We start from the raw sequence: 20,607 nt of genomic DNA, 5'->3' as shown, positions 1-20,607 counted from the left end.
CGGTGTGAGTCGTGTGCAATGTTAATCACGGCTGGAGGTGCGCTCGCCTGTCCGCGTGAGCTTGGCGCCGCGCCGGGTCACCAGAACCGGCGACCAGATCATGGCCCGCATAAGCGAGGCGAGGGACCCGGTCCTGATACGGCGCAAGGCCTTGCGTTGGCTCATCACGGCGCCCAGGCCTTCCCAGGCGGCGGCATAAGCGCGTTTGAGATAACTGCGCCGTTCAGCATCGGCCCGCAAATACAGATACATATTGATCGCGAGATGAAGCGGCGTCAGGACCGGCAACAACGCCGCCGGCGTGTTCTTGAAGAACACCCAGATCCGGTTGCGGTGACCGTGAAACAGGGTGAATTCCGAGTGTCGGCCCGTGGTCCCCGAGCCAGCATGGTAGACGATGGCGTCTGTGAGCTGGATGCAGGTCTGTCCGGTCAGGCGGACGCGAAATCCGTAATCCACATCTTCGCAATAACAAAAGAAACGCTCGTCAAACCCGCCTAGCTCCAGAAACCGCGCGCGGTCATAGAAGGCGGCTGCGCCGCAAGGCGCAAACGTCTCGCCTTCTGGTGGATTATCGCTCAGCGGGCGTCCCTCCAGAGCTCGCCAGGCCACGCCGCCCGCATACCAGACATCGCCTGCGCCATCGAGGATGTCCGCTTCGTCCAGCCTTAGCTGAGTGGATCCGAAAGCCGGACAGTCCGGCCAGCGCCGTGCGCCGTCCAGCAGGGCCTCCAGCCAGTTCGGCGCGACGCGCGTGTCCGGGTTCAGCAAGGCGATCCAGCGCGCATGTGACGCGCGGGCTGCGCGGTTATTGCCACCCGCAAAGCCCAGATTTTCGCCCGGGCGATCAATGCGGAATCGCTCGTCCGGCAAGGTCAGCGAATCCACGGCGCCGTCCGTGGAGGCGTTGTCCACAATCACCGCCTCAAAGTCCGTGAAGCTTTGCGTCGCCAGCGCATCCACACAAGGCTGCAGAAAATCGCCGCTGTTATAGGCGACGATGATGACGGTGATTGTCGGTGAAGTCCGGACGGAAGAAGTGTCGCTCATGCCGGGCCGCCCAGTAGAGGCCGATCCGCGGAGAGGCTTTCAAAGCGCTCGCGGATAAAGCGCTCGCCGTCTTCGCGGTCTTGCGCCGTCGTGTTCCGTGTTTCTGTGATGGCGGCGTACAAAGCCTCCGCTTCGCTGAAGTGCTCCAGCTGGTCCAGCGTGTCGCGAATATCACTCTGATGGGTGCCCGAAGAGTTCAGGCGGCGGTTCAGGAAGGCGGCGCACTCTGAGCACGATGGCTCATCCAGAAACGCGCAGATGTCGCTCATGAGCGCTTCGGGTTCAGATTGCAGACGATCAAAGTCGACCCTGAAGACACGGCCTGATCCAAGCGCTCTTTGCGTGTTCCAGGCGGCGCGCACATGCTCCATCCAGATACTCAAGGCCGCGTCGCGTTCGGTGGCGACGCCTCCGGCGACATCGAATTTTTCCAGCGAGGCGATGACGCCCTGCGGGGCTCGTAGGTGAAACAGGAATTGCGCCTGGGGGAACATCCGGGCCAGCGCCCAGGTGTAGAACGTGTTGATCGGCGCGCCGTCCACCCAGCGTGATTTGGCGTGGTCTGGGTGCAGGCGGATATGCAGGAATTCAGGGTCCGCCAGCTGGTCGGCGCTGGGACGGCCCGCCTCGCCATACTTGTCTTTGAGCCGTCTGGCGAAGGCGTCATGAACCACGGCGTCTATGGCGCGTCCCTTGTGTTCAAGAAACGCCTCGAACGGGAAGCTGACATTGGAGAGATGTGAGAACTCGCCGCGTTCGGACCCCAGTTTGTACGATTGCAGGCTCGCCACGGCTTCGGCTGCGATCCAGGCCGTCTCCGGCATGGGCTGAATGTCGGGATGCTGGCCGAGCGCCCAGGTCATCACTGAAGTGCCCGAGCGCGGCGCGGCAATGATGAAAACGGGCCGGGGCGATGACGTGGACATGCGGGACGCGCCTGAGGCAAGCAGTAATCTGCACTAAGGCAGCGTGTTTAGCATTTTTCACTTCAGGCGCAATGAAGCGCACACTTCCCGTCTTGACGGGGCGGCCCCGATAAGGGCTACACAGTTGCGTATCACAAGGCGCTGGCGGGACATATGACGGAAAATACTTCAACGGCGATCATGGTTCTGGGCATGCATCGCTTGGGGACTTCAGCGCTCACGCGGATTCTCAACCTTCTGGGCGCGGATCTGCCTGAGGATCTGATGCCGGCCAATGCGTACAACAAGTCCGGCTATTGGGAGCCCACGGGCGTGGTCGCCCTGAACGACGCTTGGCTGGCCAAGGCGGACGCCGCTTGGGACGCGCCTTTTTTGAAAGACGACACGCTCCATGGGGCGCTGCCGCGAAACGCCGTCAAGGCGGCGACGGACACCCTCCAGACCGCGTTCGGCGACGGTCATGAGCTGATCGCCGTTAAAGACCCGCGCTGCACGCTTTATGTACCCACCTGGCGACAGGCGCTTGAGCGGGCGGGCTATGCGCCGGCGCAATTGCTGATCCACCGGGATCCGGCGGAAGTGGCGCAATCGCTGGCGCACCGCGACAAATTTATGCCCGATGAAGCGGGGCTGTTATGGGCCTGGTACAGCCTGAAAGCGCTCAAGGCGTTTCAGGCCGATGGCGGCGCGGTGGTCAGCTATTCAGCTTTGCGCCAGGATTGGCGAGCGGTTATTGAAACGGTGCGTTCGGAGCTTGGGCTTGACGGTCTGAAAATCACCCCGGAAGCCGCGGCTAAGGTCGACGCGTTTCTCACGGAGCCTCGGTCTCGCGCTGAGGCTGATTTCAGCGCTGGCGTGGCCGAACTGCTCACCGCGATCTCTGATTTGCACGACAAGGCGGAAGCCGGAAACCTATCGGATGATCTGGATGCCGTGGAAGACGAGGTCTTGCGCCGCGCCGGTCAAAGCCGCGCCGCCATTTTGCGCGTCCGGGCCGAGGGCCACAAGCAGGTCGCAAAAATTGAACGTGAGCGCGACAAGGCGCGAGAGGCGCAAAAGCAGACCGAAGCGACTCTGACGGAGGAACGCGACCAGGCGCGCACCGCTTTTGAGAAAGCGGAGGGTGAGAAGCAAGCGACTTTGACGCAGCTCCTTAACGCCTCGAACGCTTTGGGGAATTTGAGAAATGAGAACCTCAGTCTCTCATCGCAAATTTCCGAACTGGTGAGTGATTTCAAATCGCTCGAAATCTCTGTTCGCGCCTATCAGGACCACGCTCAATCGCTGGAACATGAGCTGGCGAGCACCCAAGCCGATTACGTCGCCGCTGATTCCGAACGCCAAGCCTTGCGCGCAGAGGCCGTGCGTCTGAAAGCCATCGAGAACAGCTCGATCTGGAAAGCCACCACGCCGATCAGGGCTGTGATGACGCGCCTTCCTGGCGTCCGAAACTTCATCCGGCGCGGTCTGAAAGCTGTCTGGTGGACGGCGACGGGGCAGATCAACGCGCGTCTGCGCGCCCGCAAGGCGTCACAGCTCGCCGCCCAGCTTGATGCTGCGCGCGCCCCTGAAAGCGGCGCGTCCGCGACGTCTCCCCGCTCGCAGATCAAGACCCTCAACAGTGTGCTGACCGAAGAGTATGGCGATGCGGCGAGTTATATCCCCGAACTGATCAGCCGTTACGATCTCGCCTTTCAGTCAGAGGGCCAGCCGCCGATCAAAACGGTCGTGGGCGATGAGGCCGCGCGCAAGCTGGCGGAACGGCTGGCGAAAATTGCGGCGAAGCGCCCTGTCGCGTCGATGCCGGACGTCTCCATCATCATTCCGGCCTATAATCAGATTTCCTACACGCTGGCCTGCATTGAGAGCGTCTTCGCCAGCCATCCGAAATCGAGCTTTGAAATTCTGGTGGGCGATGACCAGTCCACCGACGGCACCCAGGCGGCCGCCAGCGTGCCGATGGATCATGTGCGCTGGGTGCGTCATGAAACCAATCAGGGCTTTGTAGGCAATTGCAATCTGACCGCTGAACATGCGCGTGGTCGGCATGTGTTGATGCTCAACAATGACACGCTGGTGCTGCCCGACGGGCTGGATACGCTGGTGGAGACGCTGGACGCGGATCCCAAGGTCGGTCTGGTCGGCTCCAAGCTGATTTATCCGGACGGACGCTTGCAGGAAGCGGGCGGGATTTTCTGGCAGGACGGTTCGGCGTGGAATCTGGGCCGGTTTGATCACCCCCGGCGTCCCGAGTTCAGCTACGCCCGCGACGTCGATTACATCTCCGGCGCCTCGATCGCGCTGCCCCGGGCGCTGTGGGAGAAGCTGGGCGGCTTTGATGATATTTTCCGCCCAGCCTATGCCGAGGATGCGGACCTGGCGTTTCGCGTGCGCGCCGAGGGGCTGCGTACGGTGTTCCAGCCACGCTCCATGCTGGTCCATTTCGAGGGCGTGAGTTCGGGCACGGATCTCGCATCGGGAGCCAAGGCGTATCAGGTCAAAAATCTCGAACAGCTACGCGATCGTTGGGCCGGCGTGCTGGCCGCGCATCGCCCCAATGGGCGGCAACCCGAACGCGAAAAAGAACGCGGCATTCAGAAACGTATTCTTTTCATCGATATGACGACGCCTGAGCCCCAGCATGATGCAGGCTCGCTGGTGGCGGTGGAGACCATGCGCGCGCTCCAGGCGCTGGGCTATAAGGTGACGTTCGTGCCGGTCGACAATTTCTTGTGGACCAAGACCTATTCCGCGCCTTTGCAGGCGATGGGCGTCGAGACGATCTATCACCCGTTTTATTCGCGCTTCGAGCCCTTCATCACCGCACGCGGGTCAGAATTTGACCTGGTCATCGTACACCGCTTCGCCGCCGCCGAGCGGGTGATGGGCGCGGTGCGCACCCATGCGCCGCACGCCAAGATCGCCTTCATGCCGGCGGATCTGCATTTCCTGCGTGAGCATCGTGAGGCTGAATTGTCTGATGATGCGCTGGCGCAGGAGGCGGCGGCGCAGACCAAGCGTCGCGAGCTGGCGATCATCCGATCCGCAGATGTCGTGCTGCCGCATTCGGATGCTGAAATCGCATTGCTGGATGAGGAAGCGCCGCAGACGCCGGCGTTCAAATTGCCGCTGATCCATGATCCTGAACCGATCCCGGCCGGCTTTCATCGCCGCGAGGGCATCGGCTTTCTGGGCGGATTCGGGCATCCGCCGAATGTGGACGCCGTTGACTGGTTCCTGTCGGAAATCTGGCCCGAAGTGCGCGCCCAGAAACCCGATGCGCGCTTTGTCCTGGCGGGCAGCAAGATGCCGGACCGTTTCAAGGCGCTGGATGGCAAGAACGGCGTAAAGGTGTTGGGTTTTGTTGAAACGGTCGATGAGTTCTTCGGCCAGATCCGCGCCTCTGTGGCGCCGCTGCGCTATGGCGCGGGCGCCAAGGGCAAGGTCGCAGCCAGCCTGGCGCTCGGCACGCCTTGCGTGTCAACGATGATCGGAGCGGAAGGCATGGGCCTGACCCCCGGCGTGGACGTGCTGGTGTCTGATGACCCCAAAGGCTTTGCGCGCCATATCCTCGCCATGCTTGAGGATGAAAACCGGTGGAATGACGTGCGCCAGGCCGGCGTTGAGTTCGCCCGCCGGGAGACCTCACGCGAGGTCGTCCGGGCGCGATTGTCAGACATGTTGGCGCAGTTGAAGCTGAGCTGAGGGCCGGGCGCAGAGATTCTTTCAGGCTCGCCCTGTCACACTGCTTGAACTTTTGCCGTTAAAGACGGATTTTAAGGGCATGAGTGCGCCTGAACCTCCTGCCGCCGACGATCCGTTGGCTGACGCCGTTGATCGGCTGAACCGGGCCGTGTCCCGTGTGGGCGCGCGTCTGGAAGACTATCAGCTGCGCCTGAGCGCCGCCGCGGGCGATGTGGAGGCGGCGCAGGATCTCGATAATGACCGCGCCCGCCTGGCGGCCGCGCTGGATGAAGCGCAAGCGCGTGAAGATGAGCTTCAGGCCGCTGCGACTGACGCCGCGCAGGCGCTCGACGCCGCCATGAGCGATCTGCAAACCCTGCTCGCCGCAACCGATGATGCAGAGGAGACGGCGTGAGCAAGGTCACCATCTCCCTGAACGGACGCGCCTTCACCATTGGCTGCGAAGAGGGCCAGCAGGCCTATCTGCGGGAGCTGGCGGGACATCTGGACACCCATGTGCGCGATCTGGCGAACAAAGTGGGACAGATCGGCGATGTGCGCCTTCTATTGATGGCGGCGCTGATCGTCACCGATGAAATGCGTGAAGCGCGCGGCAAGGTCGATGAGCTCGAAGACACGGTGCTCGACCTCAAGGGCAAGGTCTCCCAGGCGGACGCCCGCCGGCGTGCGGATCGCGCGCGGGCGGCTGAGGCGCTGATCAGCGCCGCCGAACAGCTTGAGACCATGACCGGGACCGGAGCCGCTGCGGGTGTGACGACTGCGCCGGTGGAGCCTTCAGATGGAGAAAGCGCTTGAGCGCGGGCGATCTCGCCCCCATCTATATCAGCGGCGGTAGCTGGACCGTTCGGCAGGTCTTAACATCCCGAGGACCTTACATCTCTGAGAGGGAGCTGCCTCTGGACTGGACCGTGGTCCTATCTAAGCGGCGCCCACCTGGTTTACCGGGTCATCAGGGTTGGAAAACGACCACCGGCGGAATTGGCGCCGCCACCTTGCCTTTCCCCCTTTCATGCTGACGGCCTGGCGCAAGACCAACGCCAGGCGCGCGGCGCGGGCCGCGCGAGCGGCGGCCTACGCCAAAGAGCCCGACGCCGGGCGCAGGCTGGTCGAGCATTTCCCCGACAGCCTTTGGCCGAACGTCCGGCAAGTGGTGGCGGGCTATGCCGCCATTGGCGACGAGATCGACCCTCAGACCTTGCTTGAGACCTTCGCGCTGGAGCAGGCGCGCATCGCCTTGCCGTGCGTGGTTGCGAAGGATCAGCCCCTGACCTTTCGCAGCTGGACGCTGGATCAGCCTCTGGAGCCTGGACCGTTCGGCACGCGAGAGCCTGCGGTGTCTTCTCCGGAGCTGACGCCGAGCCTGATATTGGTGCCTCTGGTCGGATTTGACCTTAAGGGGCGACGGCTGGGCTATGGCGGCGGGTTTTATGACCGGACGCTGGAACAGCTGAAACAATCAGGTCCCTTGACCGTGGTTGGTCTGGCTTATGCCGTGCAAAAGCTGGCCAAAATTCCTGCCGAGGCGCACGATATGCGTCTCGATTGGGTCGTCACAGAGCAGGGCGCTCACCAGATCGCCTCCTGAAACGCATTACAAAGCGGCAAGCTGGCGTTCACGCCATTGACCCCAAGCCGCCCGGCTGTCTGACTAACACATGCCTAACCAAGCGGCTGAATGAATGATCGCGCTCGCCTCCCCTTCTTTTGCGGCGGTTTCCATGTCGAAACTGACCGGCGAGATCAGCCCGTCTGTGCTGAAATGGGCGTCCGGCGCTGTGGCGGCGGCGTTGCATCTGGGGCTCGGGGCTGCGGCGCTGTACCTGCTGCATGCGCCGAACCCGCAATCGCTCCCCGATCGCACAATCCATCTGACGATGGTGACGGTCCCCGAAGTCGAGCCTGAGCCGGTTTTGGAGCCGGAAATGGTTGTCGCGCCTCAACCCGATCGGGAGCCGGTGCAAGCTGCGCCCGCGCTCACCCCTGATGCAGCGCCTATCGAACCGGCTCCTGCACCGCAGATTCCGGTCGAGGCCGCGACGCCTTCCCCTTCGCGACCCTCTGAACCGGCGCCGCAACAGGTGCTGACGGCGGAAGGCGGACAAGCGGGCTGGGCGCCGGATACAGGACCTGCCGTCAGTGAACGCACGGCGGGCGCCTTGCGCGGCCTGCTCTGTGCGGGCGGATCTGAGCATACGCGCGCCGCCGCCGGGTGTGATCCGGCGGCGCAAACCGACCCCAATGGCTACGCCGCCTATGCGGATGCTGCAGGCGTTGCGCAGATAGAGGCGGCTTTCGGACCGGTCGAGAGCCTGGGCTATGCGGGCGGGTCTACCGTCGATCTGGGCAGTTTCTCCCTGCCCGGTCAGGTCAATAGCAACCAGCCCCATTACCTGTCCGGCGTGCATTCCGCCTTCGGGCGATTGCCGGTGTCAGACAAGGCCCGTGACCCGGGGTTTGGCGACTGATCAAAGTCCCAGGGGCGTGACCGCGCGCCGCAGTGCGAACCATTGGCAAGAAGCCGCCCCCGGCCTAGAACGCCCTCACTTATCAACTTCAGAAAGCGAGATGGCGATGGGCGCGTTTACGGAAGAGGACGTCATTTCGGTCCGGCATTATACCGACCGATTGTTTTCATTCCGGGTGACCCGCCCGCAAAGCTTCCGTTTCCGCTCGGGCGAGTTCGTGATGATTGGCCTGATGGTGGACGGCAAGCCGCTCTTGCGCGCCTATTCCATCGCCAGCCCGGCCTGGGATGAAGAGCTTGATTTTTACTCGATCAAGGTGCCCGACGGCCCGTTGACCAGCCAGCTGCAGCATATTCAGCCTGGCGATAAGATCCTGATGGGCAAGAAGTCGGTCGGCACGCTGGTGCTCGATGCGCTGGAGCCGGGCAAGCGGCTCTATCTGCTCTCAACCGGCACCGGCGTTGCGCCCTTCGCCTCGGTCATCCGCGATCCGGAAACCTATGAGCGCTTCGATCAGGTGATCCTGACCCATACCTGCCGCGAGGTCGCCGAGCTGACCTATGGCAAGGAGCTGGTGGAGGCCGTGCGCGAGGACCCGCTGGTGGGCGAGTTTGTCGGCGACAAGCTGGTCTATTATCCCTCCGTCACGCGCGAAGACTTCGAGCGCACGGGCCGGATCACCCAGCTGATGGATGACGGCGTCATTTATGACGAGCTGGGCGTCCCGCCGCTCAACCCCGAGACCGACCGGGTGATGATTTGCGGCTCCATGGAGATGCTGGACTCTTGCAAGCAGCGGTGCGAGCGGGCGGGCCTCAAGGAAGGCTCCAACGCCCGCCCGGCTCAATATGTGGTCGAGAAGTCGTTTGTGGGCTGAGCCGCCGCGCAGACCATTGCTGGCCTAACCGGTGCGCTTCGCCTATATCCGCACGCCTGAGCAAGGTAAGGCGGTTTCATGCGTATTGCGTTTTTTGGCGATGTGGTCGGCAAGTCAGGGCGAGAAGGTCTGTGCGATGCGCTGCCTGATTTGCGCAAGCAGCTCCAGCTCGATTTTGTCGTGGTCAACGCCGAGAATGCGGCGGGCGGTTTCGGCATCACCGAAAAAACCGCCAATGAGATGTATGATGCGGGCGCAGATGTCCTGACGCTCGGCAATCACGCCTGGGACCAGTCTGAAACCCTGTCCCACATTGAACGCGAGCCGCGCCTGCTGCGTCCGGTCAATTATCGTGAAGGCACGGCGCCGGGGCGCGGGGCGGGGCTTTATGATCTGCCCGACGGCCGCCGGGTGCTGGTGATGAATGTGATGCTGCGCCTGTTCATGCAGCCGCTGGAAGACCCGTTCGCCTCGGTCAGCCATGAAATCGATTCCTGCCCGCTGGGCGCAGTGGCGGACGCCATTATCGTGGACATGCATGGCGAGGCGACGAGCGAAAAAGTGGCGTTGGGCAATTATTGCGATGGCCGCGCCAGCCTGGTCGTCGGCACACACACCCATGTGCCGACCGCCGATCACCGCATCCTGCCCAAGGGCACGGCCTATCAGACCGATGCGGGCATGTGCGGCGATTATGATTCCGTCATCGGCATGGTGAAAGACGAGCCGATCAACCGCTTCGTCACCCATATGCGCTCGGGCCGTTTCACCCCGGCCTCGGGCGAGGCGACGGTGTGCGGGCTTTATGTGGAGACCGATGACGCGACGGGGCTGGCGGTGCGCTGCGAGCCGATCCGCGTGGGCGGTCAGCTCGCAGAGATCATCCCCGAAGTCTGATCAGAGCCGCTCGCCTAGCCACCTCAAATGGTCTTCCATGAAGGTGGCGATGAAGAAATAGCTGTGATCATAGCCGTCCTGCCGATGCAGGGTCAGCGGCTGCCCGGCCACACGGCAAGTCTCTTCCAGCAATTCAGGCTTGAGCTGTTCAGACAGGAACTGATCGCTCAAACCCTGATCCACCAGAATGCCGGCCTCGCACCGGGCGCCGTCTTCAATGAGGGCGCAGGCGTCGTATCGGCGCCAGGCCGCCGGGTCATCGCCCAGATACCCGCCGAGCGCTTTCTGACCCCAGGGGCAATGGATCGGCGAGCTGATGGGCGCGAAGGCGCTGATCGCCTTGAACAGGTCCGGGCGTTTCAGCCCAAGCGTCAGCGCGCCATGCCCGCCCATGGAGTGGCCGGTGATGGCGATGTCTTCAAGATCAAGGCAGGGCGCGGCTTCGCCCGCGACCATCAGAAGTTCGCCCGTCACATAGCTTTCCATGCGGTAGTGCTTGGCCCAGGGCTCTTGCGTGGCGTCCACATAAAAGCCCGCGCCGGAGCCGAAATCATAGCTGTCGTGTTCGCCTGGCAGATCGAGACCGCGCGGAGAGGTGTCAGGCGCCAGAAACGCCAGGCCCAGCTCGGCGCAGACCCGCTGGAAGCCGCCCTTGTCGGTGACATTGGCGTGGGTGCAGGTGAGGCCTGACAGATAGAGCACGACCGGAACCGGGCCGTCTTCCGCGGCGGGCGGCAGGTAGAGCGAGAACGTCATCTCCGCCCCGGTTTCTTTCGACTGATGGGTCCAGACTTGCTGGCGTCCGCCAAAGCTGCGGGTCTCTGAGTTGAGTTCCATAAGCCTACCGTCCTCGTTTGAGATCCTGAAACAGGCGTTCGAGCCCGTTGAGAAAGTTCGACCGGTCGCGGGGGCCGAACGGCTTGCCGCCGCCGCCCTCCATGGTCCCGGCGCTGCGCAGATCCGTCATCAGATCGCGCATGGCGAGTTTCGACCCGATGGAGTGCGCGTCAAACTCTGTCCCGCGATGATCAATCGCCTTGCCGCCCGCCTTCAGGCAGCGATCCGCCAGGGGGATGTCGCCCGTGATGCAGATATCGCCCGGCCCGATATGCTCGGCGATCCAGTCGTCCGCGGCGTCCGCGCCTTCGGGCACGATGACGAGCTCCGCCCATTGGCTTTGCGGGCGGCGCAAACCGCCATCGCACACCAGCTTGACAGAGGTGCGATGGCGTTCGGCCACCTTGATCGCCTCGTCCTTCACCGGACAGGCGTCGGCATCGATGAACAGGGTCAGATCAGAACTCCACGACCGAGCGGATGCTTTCGCCGGCATGCATCAGGTCGAAAGCGGTGTTGATGTCATCGAGCGGCATTTTGTGGGTGATCAGGCTGTCGATATCGATCTTGCCGTCCATGTACCAGTCGACGATTTTCGGCACATCGGTCCGGCCGCGCGCGCCGCCGAAGGCCGAGCCTTTCCAGACCCGGCCTGTGACCAGCTGGAAGGGGCGGGTGGAGATTTCCTGACCGGCCTCGGCCACGCCGATGATGATGCTCTCGCCCCAGCCGCGATGGCAGCATTCGAGCGCCTGACGCATGACGTTCACATTGCCTGTGCAGTCAAAGCTGTAATCCGCGCCGCCGCCGGAAATGTCGAGAATGGCCTCCACCACCTTGTCCATGCCGATTTCGTTGGGATTGATGAAGTCGGTCATGCCGAACTTTTCGGCATGGGCGCGCTTTGAGGGGTTGATGTCGATGCCGATGATCTTGTCCGCGCCGACCATGCGAGCGGCCTGAATGACATTGAGACCGATACCGCCCAAGCCAAACACGGCGACGTTCGCGCCGGGCTCGACGCCCGCGGTGAAGATCACCGCGCCTACGCCCGTGGTGACGCCGCAACCGATATAGCAAACCTTGTCAAACGGCGCGTCTTCGCGGATTTTCGCCAGCGCGATTTCGGGCATGACGGTGAAGTTCGAGAAGGTCGAGCAGCCCATGTAATGGTGGATTTTTTCACCGTTCAGGCTGAAGCGCGAGGTGCCGTCCGGCATCAAGCCCTGGCCTTGGGTCGAGCGGATCGAGGTGCACAGATTGGTCTTCTGACTCAGGCAGCTTTTGCACTGGCGGCATTCAGGCGTGTAGAGCGGGATCACGTGATCGCCCGGCTTGACGCTGGTCACGCCTGCGCCGACTTCGCGCACGATTCCGGCGCCTTCATGGCCGAGAATCGAGGGGAAAATCCCTTCACTGTCCTTGCCGTCGAGCGTGTAGGAATCGGTATGGCACACGCCCGTCGCCATGATCTCGACCAGGACTTCGCCTGCGCGCGGCCCCTCAAGGTCCACCTCGTGAATCTCGAGCGGTTTGTTAGGCGCGAATGCGATTGCAGCACGGGTCTTCATGAAAGCCTCCTCAAGAATGGGTGGTCTGATCGTCGGCGTATGGCGTCTCCAGATACGCGTGCGGGCGGGTGGCGGCAAGGCGAGGCGCAAGATGAATTCAGGATATGCCAAAGCGCGGCATTGAAATGCCCGGTCATTTGGGCACAGTGGTGCAACGCAACATGATTATTGGACGCCCCCATGGCCTACACCTCTGACTACACCGCACTTTTGCTCGAAAACGTGCACCCGGACGCTGATAGCGCCCTTCAGACAGCCGGGCCGGTGACGGTGAAGCGTTTGTCGGGATCGCCTGACCGCGCGCAGCTGGAAGCGGAAATCGCCAGCGCGCACGCGCTGGGCATCCGCTCTCGCACCCATGTGGACGCCGCCTTGCTGGACGCCGCCAAAGCGCTACAGGCGATCGGCTGCTTCTGCATTGGCACCAACCAGGTGGATCTGACCGCCGCCGCCGAACGCGGCGTGCCGGTGTTCAACGCCCCCTTCGCCAACACCCGTTCGGTGGCCGAGCTGACTTTGGCCTCAGTGATCATGCTGATGCGGCGCATTCCTGAAAAAATGTTCGCGATCCAGCGCGGGGAATGGCTGAAAACCGCTGACGGCGCCAATGAAGTGCGCAAGAAAAAGCTCGGCATCATCGGCTATGGCAATATCGGCGCCCAGCTGTCCGTGCTGGCGTCGGGCTTAGGCATGCATGTCTATTACTATGACATCGCGCCCAAGCTGGCTCATGGCAACGCCCGGCCCATGGATACGCTGGACGGCCTGTTGGCTGAGTGCGACGTGGTCACCTTGCATGTTCCTTCTACGGCGCGCACCAAGAACATGATCGGCGAGGCCGAGATCGCCCGGATGAAACCGGGCGCATTCCTGATCAATCAGGCGCGAGGCGATCTGGTGGATGTGGACGCCTTGGCGGCGGCGCTCAATTCAGGTCATCTGGCCGGCGCAGCTGTGGACGTGTTTCCGGTTGAACCCAAAAGCAAGGACGAGAGGTTCGAAAGCCCGCTCATCCAATGCGCCAATGTCATCCTGAGCCCGCATATCGGCGGTTCGACGCTGGAAGCGCAGCAAGCGATCGGTCTGGACGCGGCGGGCAAGCTGGCGCGCTACCTCTATGAAGGCTCGACCACGTTTGCGGTGAACTTCCCCCATGTGGACCCCGGTCCCATTCAATCGGGACGCACGCGCGTTCTGGCGCCGCACATGAACCGTCCGGGTTTCCTGCGGCGTTTGAATGATGCGGTGGAGCAGGTGGGGGCGAACGTCGCCGCCCAGTTCCTGCAAACCGAAGGGGATCTGGGCTATGCGGTCGCCGATCTTGAAGGGGATCTGCCGACGGATTTCCTGGATCGGGTGCGCGCTATCGACGGCACCATCCGGGCGCGCCTGATCCAGGGCTGATGCTGGAAGCAAAAGCCCCCGCCGAAGGGCGGGGGCTTGAGCGTCTTACCGTGTTTATTCGATCGGCGAGAGCAATTCCGGCGCAGTCACCAGCTGGCGTACGCCATGGCTTTCGGTCTCGTTGAAAACATTGCCCTCTTCCGCCCAACGGTGCAGCGAGCTGATGTCTACGCGTGCGCATTGCGGGCGCACGCTCCAGGTGACTTCCAGCGGCGAGCATGTGGACTGGGTGTAGCTCGGTCCGGTGGTTGAACCCCGAAACAAAACAGGCTCGCCGGTTCCTGCCGGCAGCATCATGGGCTGGTGATAGCCCGCCTCATTGGCCGCGCCCGCATAATCAAATGTGGTGAAGTCCAGCGCCTCGGGATCATTGACCACCAGGAAGGTCTGCGCCTCGACCCGCAGGACGGGGTCGGTGCACGTGTCGCTCAGGCATGAGCCAAGGCCTTCACCCGGCGCAATGTCACAGCTGGAATACACCCAGTGCACTTCAATCGTATCGCCGGGGCTGACCTGACCGAAGGCGCCTTCCCCTTCATAAGGATCACGCAGCTCCTCCTCGGTCAGGTTCGCCGCGTCATTGCAGGCGTAGCCGCCATTGACGCCGTCGCCGACAAAGACGGAGAAGCCCGGCCCTTTGTGTTCGGCGTTGGTGTGCGTGTGGATGTTGCACAAATTCATCTGCGCCGGTTCGAGCGCCAGGGCGAACATCACAGGATTCAGCCCTTCAGGGTTTGTGATGTCACGCGGCGTTTGCGGACCAAACCCTTCGCACAGCGGGGCGTCGGCGGACGCCAGAGCCATGCCATGCTCCATTTCGCTGACGTCTGACGAGTCTTGAGATGTCTCCATCGGCTCGCTGGGCGCGGACTGAGTGTCTTCTGATGGCCCTGAGCAGGCTGCAAGGGCCAGAGCCAGACCAGAAACTGCGAAGATATCGATGCGCATGAGCGTCCCCTTTTCAACAATCGTCTATCCGTCGTTGAATAGGCATATTCATTCGCACGTGATGTCTTCAAGGGAAAAGCGTCACGAGGCGTACGATTTTTTGCCGCGGGATCTGTTTAGACCAGCCCGTCGCGACCTGTCGCTTTCCAGTCCGCCATAAAAGCGTCCAGTCCCAGATCCGTTTGGGGGTGCTTGATCAGCTGATCAAAGGTTTTCACAGGCAAGGTCGCCGCGTCACATCCTGCGAGAGCCGCGCCCTCCACATGTTTGAGATGGCGCAGAGAGGCGGCGAGGATTGAGGTTTCAAACCCGAACTGGTCATACATCGCCCGGATGTCTTCAAGCAGGTTGATCCCGTCTGAACCGGCGTCGTCAATGCGGCCCACAAACGGTGAGATGAAGGTCGCCCCGGCCTTGGCCGCCATCAGCGCCTGACTGAGCGAGAAACACAAGGTGACATTGGTGGGCACGCCTTCGGCGTGGAACTCGCGGCAAGCCTGAAGTCCGGCCGCCGTCAGCGGCAGCTTGATCACCACATTGTCGCCCAGAGCGCGTAGCTTGCGGCCTTCTTCCAGCATGCCGTCATAATCTGACGCCACCACTTCGGCGCTGACCGGGCCGGAGACCGTTTTGGCGATCTCCTTGATGCGGTCAAACACGCCGGCGCCGGATTTCGCAATGAGCGACGGGTTGGTCGTCACGCCGTCGATAAGGCCGGCGCGCGCTTCGATCTCAGTGATTTCGGCGGTGTCGAGAAAGATCTGCATGAGGCGCTCCGGTCAGCAATGAGTCGTCGATATCTTGAACCAGCTTTAGTCCTCAATCATAACAGCACCATAAAACTGGTTTGGAAATGAGGAAGGCTGCATGGGCGCTGCAAACGCGGTCAAAACCTGGACGCATCAGACCCTGCCGCGGCCTCTTGTGAATTTCCTGTGGAATCTTGCGAGCGACGCCCGGGATTTGCCGGCGCGCTGGCGGACGCCTGGCGCGCCGCGACCCTGGCGGGTCTGGCACAATGTGGGCGGCGGCGACTTCCACCAGATCGGTCAGGCTTACTTCAGCTGGTTTCAGCGTTCGGCCCGACTTGAGCCGTCCGCCCATGTGCTGGATATGGGCTGCGGGGCAGGCCGTATTGCGTTTCGCCTCGCCGAGTATCTGAATGCGCAGGGACGCTATACAGGCTTTGATCTGTCAGAGCGGGCGCTCCGGTTTGCCCGTCAGCATGTCCAGGGCGAGGCTGAATTCGACTTTGTCCGGGCCGATGTGCAAAGCCGTGAATATGGCGGCGAGGGAGGGAAGGCGACCAACTATCGCTTTCCTGTAGAGCCCGCCAGCATCGACGCGGCGCTGGCGATTTCACTGTTCAGCCATTTGCTTCCTGAAGACGCCGCCGCCTATCTCATGGAGGCGGGACGGGTCTTGAAACCGGGCGGGCGCTTGTGCCTGACCGGGTTCATAGTCGAGCCAGGCATGAAGCTGTCAGACGCAACTCTGGCGTTGCAGCCGTTTCGCGATGGCGCCTGGGCGGCGGATCCGCGAGAGCCTGAGCGCGCGATCGGCTATGAGCGCGCCGTGTTTGAGGGCTGGGTGCGCGAGGCGGGGTTGCAGTTCGCGGAGCCCTTGGAGCCCGGTCATTGGTCAACCCCTGTGCAAGCCGGTGAGTTTCAGGACCGGATCGTGTTGCAGAAACCGCCGCTCTAGCGTCCTGAGCTGAACAGCACTTCGCGGACCGTGCGGACCAGGATCACGACGTCGCGCCAGAGCGACCAGTTCTGCACGTAATGGCTATCAAGACGGGCGCGTTCTTCAAATGTGGTCGCGTTGCGGCCATTGACCTGCCACAAGCCGGTCAAGCCCGGACGCACGCGCTGGTAATCCAGCATGGCCTGGCCGTAACAGTCTTGCTGGTCCAGCGTCATCGGTCGCGGCCCCACAAGGCTCATATCGCCTCTGATGACATTGATCAGCTGAGGCAGTTCATCCAGGCTGGTCCTGCGCAACAGGCGGCCGACCGGGGTGATGCGCGGATCGTCGTCCAGTTTCTGATACGCGCGCCATTGCGCTTCGCGTTCGGGATCCGTCTTCAAGATTTCAGCCAGCCGGTCTTCAGCGTTGACCACCATGGTGCGAAATTTCAGGCAGCCGAAAGACTGGCCGTCTTCGCCCACTCGCGGTTGGCTGAACATCACCGGTCCGCCATCCTTGCGGATTGCGAGCATGATCAAGACCAGAACCGGGCTCAGAAACACCAGCGCACAGGCCGATGCGATGACGTCAAAGCCGCGCTTGATCGCTTTTGCGAACGGACGATCCTGCGCATTGATCATGGACAGGATCACGCCGTCTTGGGGCGGAAAGCGGACCAGGTCAAAGGCTTCGCCGGAGACCGCGCCCAAGGCCGGGCGGTAATAATAGGATAGGCCCTGCGCCGACAGGAGACGCGCCAGCCGGGCGGCGATGTCTTGCGTCGCCGCATCCGGGGCCAGGAAGACAGGGCGTTGGGTGAGGGGCGCGATCTGCTCGAGCAAAGCTGCATCGCTGAGCTGGGCGAAAGGCTCGAGCGCCAGACTGCGCTCGGCATGCAGGCCATGACCGGCTTCAGATCGAATGACGCTGTCAGGCGACAGAGTCAGCGCCTGGGGCGCCAGCACGGTGACCGGCTGCAGCCAGCCGCCGCTGAGAGTGAACAGGGCGCGCACGCCAAGCCGGGACGCTAAAACCAGAACGGGGACACAGAGCCAGGCCGCGAGGATGGGCCAGGCGCCGCTGGCATCGCCATAGGCGCTGATCCCGGCGATTTGCGCCAGCAAGGCCAGGCCCGAGGCTTTGAAGACCGTGCCCGCAGCGCCCATTACGGGCTGTCGGCTGCGATAGTGTCCCTGGGCGTTGAACCAGCCGATGAGCAGCACGCCCGCCAGAAAGAAAATCGCCAGTTCGCCGTGTTCGGAAGCGCCGCCATTCAAGGCATGCAGCGCCTGAAGCGCGATGCCGGACAGGCTGATCGCGCTCATGTCAGACAGGACAAAAACCTGCACAGGATTGATCGAGCCGGTGGAGCGCGCAGGCGCGTATGGCGGTGCATGTGCATCAATCCGGGACGACATGGGCTCTCCTCGATCCATTGCTTCCGCTCTGGCGGCGGGTATGGGGGTGAGGAGCAAGAACGGCGCCGAGCGGAGGCGCTTTATTCAGAGGCGTCTGTCCTGTTCAGGAACGCGGCGAAAACGCCCAGGGCGAGCGCAGCGTGATGCCATTCCTGATAGACGCCATAGCCCAGCATGACCGTGACCAGCCAGATTCCGCCCACATAGGCCAGGCCCGTGATCTGATCGGCGTTCAAAGGTGCGCGTCCGACCGCTCGTGCGCCGGCGAACAGGGTTGCCGCGCAGAGCAGCGCACCGATCGCGCCTGCATCCATCCAGATGTGCAGGCCGGCATTGTGCGCGTGGAGCGGCAAGCGGTCGATCATGATGTCGCGATAGAGCACCGAATCCGACAAGGCGCGCATGCTGTCGAGTCCATGCCCGATCAGGGGCGATTGTCGAATTTGCTCCAGCACGGCCTTCCAGATTTCCAGCCGCCAGGCCCAGGACAGAGGCAGTCCGTCCTCCACGCTGTCGGGCATCAGGGCTAGCCCCATGCCCATGAACAGGGGTGCGCCCATCACCCAGGCGCCGGCGCCCAGCAAAATGACTTGCAAGGCCGTGCGCGAGGCGAGCTGGGTTGCTCCAGCCGCAACCAGACCGAACACAAGAGCCAGGATGTTGGCTTCAACATCAAAACTGGCTGAGGCGAATGCGGCCATGGTGAGAAGCGTCAGGGCCAGGCCGCGCCGCCAGGCGCCGTCACGCCGCCACAAATATAGCGCGACGGGACCCGCCAGCATCATGAAGGCGGTGGCGCCGCGCGACAGGGTCACCTTGGCGTTGCGTATGGCTTCAGCGGGATAATTTGAGTCTTCAAGCTCAAGCTCGATCCAGCCGCCGATCAGGCCGCCTGTCAGCGCTTCGATCAGGAAATACCCGCCAGCCAGCAGCGCCACCACGCTCAGAACCCTGGCTTGTCGCCCGGCTTCCTCATCCGTCAGGCGACACGCGATATAGGCGCTCATGACGAAGAGCGGGATCAGCAGAGCCAGCTTGTAGGCCTGGTCTGCGCGCTCATAAGGCGACCAGAGATGAGAGGCGCACAGCCAGATCACGCTCAGCACGCCCAGAAACGCCAGTGTCGGCGCGCTTTTGAAGGACCGCCACCCGGATACGAAAATGACCGGCGTGAAGAAAAAGCCGATCAGCGCCATGGATGTGGCGAGCCCCAACCCGCCTGCAGCGATGAACACAGCGCTCAGCGTCAACAGCACCCCGAGGGTGACCGAGGAGAGACGCCAGCGAGTCGTCACGGATTGAGAGCTTTCACAAAGGCTTCAGGCGGCAGATTCCAGGCCAGAAGCTCGCGCCCCTCATGGGTCACACGCACAGCGCCCATATGGCCGGTCTTGACCTTGGCCTCTTCGCTTGGGGCGTCTTGGGTCAGCAGCGCATGATAATACCGCAAGATGCCGTTGGACGTCAGAATGAAAACGGTCGTGTCGTTATTCCGGTCGCGCGTTACGGAATCCAGCACGCTGCGGGCGTTGGCCTTGAGCGTTTCCACAGTGGGGCTCCAGCCTGCGCCATTGGGCGGAATGGAGCGCTCGCGCCAATCGGTGATGGCGCTTTCACCCCAGCTTTCGGCGATGTCGGCGTCGGTTTTGCCGCCCCAGACGCCGTAATCAATCTCGCGCAGGCGGTCATCGATCTCGACCTCGCCGGTGAAGCCGCAAATCTCGCCGACCAGCCTTGCGCCGGTGCGGGTGCGCTTGAGCGGCCCGGCGATGATGCGGTCGGGCAGCTGGTTCAGCGTGCGCAGGGCTTCGCCCATGGCGCGTGATTGTTCGAGGCCTTTTTCAACGAGGGGCAGATCTTCGTTCGCTCCGACCCAGACCGGGGTGTCGTCCGGACCGAAGGTGTTGCCATGGCGCGCCAGGATCAGCAGCATTATAAAATCTCCCCTTCGCGGGCGATGATGTCGGCGGCGACGTCGGCATCCCGGGGCGAGTCCACGGAATAGGGCGTCCGTCCGCGGTAATCGGTGAGCACGATCCGGATCGGGATGCCGTTTTCCAGCGCGCGCAATTGCTCCAGGCTTTCCGCTTGTTCCAGCGGGCTCGGCTCCAGCGCCACCAGGTCGGACAGGGTGTCGAATCGATAAGCGTAAAGCCCGATGTGCTTATAGATCGGCAAACCCGTATTCTCGCGCTTGAATGGGATGATGGCCTTTGAAAAATAAAGCGCATTCAGGGCTTTGTCGAAGACGACGCTGGTGCCGCCGACTTCTCCGCGACGCTTGGCCTCGCTGAGTTTGTCGAGCGCGTCTTCCGTCAAGGCCACGGCGGGCGTGGCGAGTTTGAGCGCGGGGTCCGCTTTCATGGCGGCGGCGGCGGCGTCCACCACCCAGGGCGGGGTGAGCGGCGCATCGCCTTGTAGATTGACGATGACGTCGTCAGCTTGGGCGAACTCCCGCACGGCCTCATAAGCCCGCTCGGTGCCGTTGCGGCAGCTTTCCGGGGTCATTACGGCTTCGCCGCCAAAAGCCTTCACCGCCTCAAGGATTCGCGCATCATCGGTGGCGACGATCACCCGGTCGATAGAAGGCGCGGCGGCGGCCAGCCGACGCACACGCTCAACCATGGGCACGCCGACGATTTCATGAAGCGGTTTTCCGGGAAAACGGGTGGAGCCGTATCGGGCGGGAATAACGGCGATAACAGACATGAGGCGCCTATAAAATGCAGCAAAACGGACAGATGGGTTCAATGCCATGGCCCGCCGCTGAAGGCCAGTGCGCACGGTGAGCGCTCAAGGTCTTGGCCGAAGCGGCTTCAA

Annotated in this window: 20 protein-coding genes and 1 other RNA gene; 10 read left to right on the top strand and 11 right to left on the bottom strand. The window is 62.7% G+C overall.

All coding sequences use genetic code 11. The annotated features are described in order from the left end of the window. Positions 1–21 precede the first annotated feature (21 nt). Entirely contained in the window at positions 22–1,050 is a 1,029-nt protein-coding gene (locus ACQ66J_RS04890; RefSeq protein WP_430430707.1) for a glycosyltransferase family 2 protein, read from the bottom strand. Beyond that, a complete protein-coding gene (locus ACQ66J_RS04885) occupies positions 1,047–1,976 on the bottom strand; it encodes a sulfotransferase family protein (protein ID WP_430430706.1) in 930 nt (309 codons plus the stop codon). Before ACQ66J_RS04885 ends, ACQ66J_RS04890 begins: the two co-directional genes overlap by 4 nt. A gap of 153 nt (positions 1,977–2,129) precedes the next feature. On the opposite strand from ACQ66J_RS04885, the gene ACQ66J_RS04880 reads away from it, so the two are divergent. The 8 genes from ACQ66J_RS04880 (at position 2,130) to ACQ66J_RS04845 (ending at position 9,920) form a co-directional block, all read left to right on the top strand. Further along, on the top strand, positions 2,130–5,681 hold the full coding sequence (locus ACQ66J_RS04880; protein WP_430430705.1) for a glycosyltransferase: 3,552 nt from the start codon (positions 2,130–2,132) through the stop codon (positions 5,679–5,681). A 79-nt stretch (positions 5,682–5,760) separates the two neighbouring features. Beyond that, the gene (locus ACQ66J_RS04875; RefSeq protein WP_375548206.1) at positions 5,761–6,075 is read left to right on the top strand and encodes a DUF4164 family protein; all 315 of its coding nucleotides are present in this window, start codon (positions 5,761–5,763) and stop codon (positions 6,073–6,075) included. Continuing rightward, on the top strand, positions 6,072–6,476 hold the full coding sequence (locus ACQ66J_RS04870; RefSeq protein ID WP_375548207.1) for a cell division protein ZapA: 405 nt from the start codon (positions 6,072–6,074) through the stop codon (positions 6,474–6,476). Before ACQ66J_RS04875 ends, ACQ66J_RS04870 begins: the two co-directional genes overlap by 4 nt. Before the next feature lie 34 nt (positions 6,477–6,510). Further along, a non-coding RNA gene (gene ssrS / locus ACQ66J_RS04865) (6S RNA) lies at positions 6,511–6,670 on the top strand. Between the two features lie 20 nt (positions 6,671–6,690). Then, positions 6,691–7,266: a 5-formyltetrahydrofolate cyclo-ligase gene (locus tag ACQ66J_RS04860; RefSeq protein WP_430430704.1), complete on the top strand. Its 576-nt coding sequence runs from the start codon at positions 6,691–6,693 to the stop codon at positions 7,264–7,266. Positions 7,267–7,399: 133 nt separating this feature from the next. After that, complete coding sequence (locus ACQ66J_RS04855; protein ID WP_430430703.1) at positions 7,400–8,146, top strand: hypothetical protein; 747 nt, start codon at positions 7,400–7,402, stop codon at positions 8,144–8,146. Between the two features lie 100 nt (positions 8,147–8,246). After that, positions 8,247–9,023 carry a ferredoxin--NADP reductase gene (locus ACQ66J_RS04850; RefSeq protein WP_430430702.1) on the top strand — a complete coding sequence of 259 codons (777 nt, stop codon included), beginning with the start codon at positions 8,247–8,249 and terminating at the stop codon, positions 9,021–9,023. Positions 9,024–9,101: 78 nt separating this feature from the next. Next, positions 9,102–9,920 carry a TIGR00282 family metallophosphoesterase gene (locus ACQ66J_RS04845; protein WP_375548211.1) on the top strand — a complete coding sequence of 273 codons (819 nt, stop codon included), beginning with the start codon at positions 9,102–9,104 and terminating at the stop codon, positions 9,918–9,920. On the opposite strand, the gene fghA is transcribed toward ACQ66J_RS04845, so the two are convergent. From fghA to ACQ66J_RS04830, 3 genes are read right to left on the bottom strand one after another with little or no spacing between them, the layout of a single operon-like run. Next, a complete protein-coding gene (gene fghA, locus ACQ66J_RS04840; protein ID WP_430430701.1) occupies positions 9,921–10,757 on the bottom strand; it encodes an S-formylglutathione hydrolase in 837 nt (278 codons plus the stop codon). A 4-nt stretch (positions 10,758–10,761) separates the two neighbouring features. Then, the gene (locus ACQ66J_RS04835) at positions 10,762–11,214 is read right to left on the bottom strand and encodes a YaiI/YqxD family protein (protein WP_375550190.1); all 453 of its coding nucleotides are present in this window, start codon (positions 11,212–11,214) and stop codon (positions 10,762–10,764) included. Position 11,215: 1 nt separating this feature from the next. After that, on the bottom strand, positions 11,216–12,328 hold the full coding sequence (locus ACQ66J_RS04830) for an S-(hydroxymethyl)glutathione dehydrogenase/class III alcohol dehydrogenase (protein ID WP_430430700.1): 1,113 nt from the start codon (positions 12,326–12,328) through the stop codon (positions 11,216–11,218). Between the two features lie 180 nt (positions 12,329–12,508). On the opposite strand from ACQ66J_RS04830, the gene serA reads away from it, so the two are divergent. Next, positions 12,509–13,732, top strand: coding sequence for a phosphoglycerate dehydrogenase (gene serA, locus ACQ66J_RS04825; RefSeq protein ID WP_430430699.1), 1,224 nt, complete (start codon positions 12,509–12,511; stop codon positions 13,730–13,732). Positions 13,733–13,786: 54 nt separating this feature from the next. Here the strand turns inward: serA and ACQ66J_RS04820 are convergent, their stop codons facing one another. Both ACQ66J_RS04820 and fsa read right to left on the bottom strand, forming a co-directional pair. After that, positions 13,787–14,680 carry a delta-class carbonic anhydrase gene (locus tag ACQ66J_RS04820; protein ID WP_430430698.1) on the bottom strand — a complete coding sequence of 298 codons (894 nt, stop codon included), beginning with the start codon at positions 14,678–14,680 and terminating at the stop codon, positions 13,787–13,789. Positions 14,681–14,796: 116 nt separating this feature from the next. Continuing rightward, positions 14,797–15,447 (bottom strand): fructose-6-phosphate aldolase, encoded by a 651-nt coding sequence (gene fsa, locus ACQ66J_RS04815; RefSeq protein WP_375548216.1) that lies wholly within the window; start codon positions 15,445–15,447, stop codon positions 14,797–14,799. Between the two features lie 100 nt (positions 15,448–15,547). On the opposite strand from fsa, the gene ACQ66J_RS04810 reads away from it, so the two are divergent. Beyond that, on the top strand, positions 15,548–16,384 hold the full coding sequence (locus ACQ66J_RS04810) for a class I SAM-dependent methyltransferase (protein ID WP_430430697.1): 837 nt from the start codon (positions 15,548–15,550) through the stop codon (positions 16,382–16,384). On the opposite strand, the gene ACQ66J_RS04805 is transcribed toward ACQ66J_RS04810, so the two are convergent. From ACQ66J_RS04805 to kdsB, 4 genes are all read right to left on the bottom strand, one after another. Then, positions 16,381–17,787, bottom strand: a complete 1,407-nt coding sequence (locus tag ACQ66J_RS04805; protein ID WP_430430696.1) for an exopolysaccharide biosynthesis polyprenyl glycosylphosphotransferase — start codon at positions 17,785–17,787, stop codon at positions 16,381–16,383. The genes ACQ66J_RS04810 and ACQ66J_RS04805 overlap by 4 nt on opposite strands. 80 nt (positions 17,788–17,867) lie before the next feature. Beyond that, the gene (locus ACQ66J_RS04800; protein ID WP_430430695.1) at positions 17,868–19,082 is read right to left on the bottom strand and encodes an O-antigen ligase family protein; all 1,215 of its coding nucleotides are present in this window, start codon (positions 19,080–19,082) and stop codon (positions 17,868–17,870) included. After that, complete coding sequence (locus ACQ66J_RS04795) at positions 19,079–19,720, bottom strand: histidine phosphatase family protein (RefSeq protein ID WP_430430694.1); 642 nt, start codon at positions 19,718–19,720, stop codon at positions 19,079–19,081. Before ACQ66J_RS04795 ends, ACQ66J_RS04800 begins: the two co-directional genes overlap by 4 nt. Beyond that, positions 19,720–20,496, bottom strand: coding sequence for a 3-deoxy-manno-octulosonate cytidylyltransferase (kdsB, locus tag ACQ66J_RS04790; protein WP_430430693.1), 777 nt, complete (start codon positions 20,494–20,496; stop codon positions 19,720–19,722). The genes ACQ66J_RS04795 and kdsB overlap by 1 nt, the downstream gene beginning before the upstream one ends. Positions 20,497–20,607: the final 111 nt, after the last annotated feature.

It is taken from the genome of Oceanicaulis sp. (assembly GCF_965284345.1).
In the GTDB taxonomy this organism is placed as follows: domain Bacteria; phylum Pseudomonadota; class Alphaproteobacteria; order Caulobacterales; family Maricaulaceae; genus Oceanicaulis; species Oceanicaulis alexandrii_A.
The sequence above is the reverse complement of the archived record's forward strand: the minus strand, read 5'-3'. Positions and strand labels throughout refer to the sequence as shown.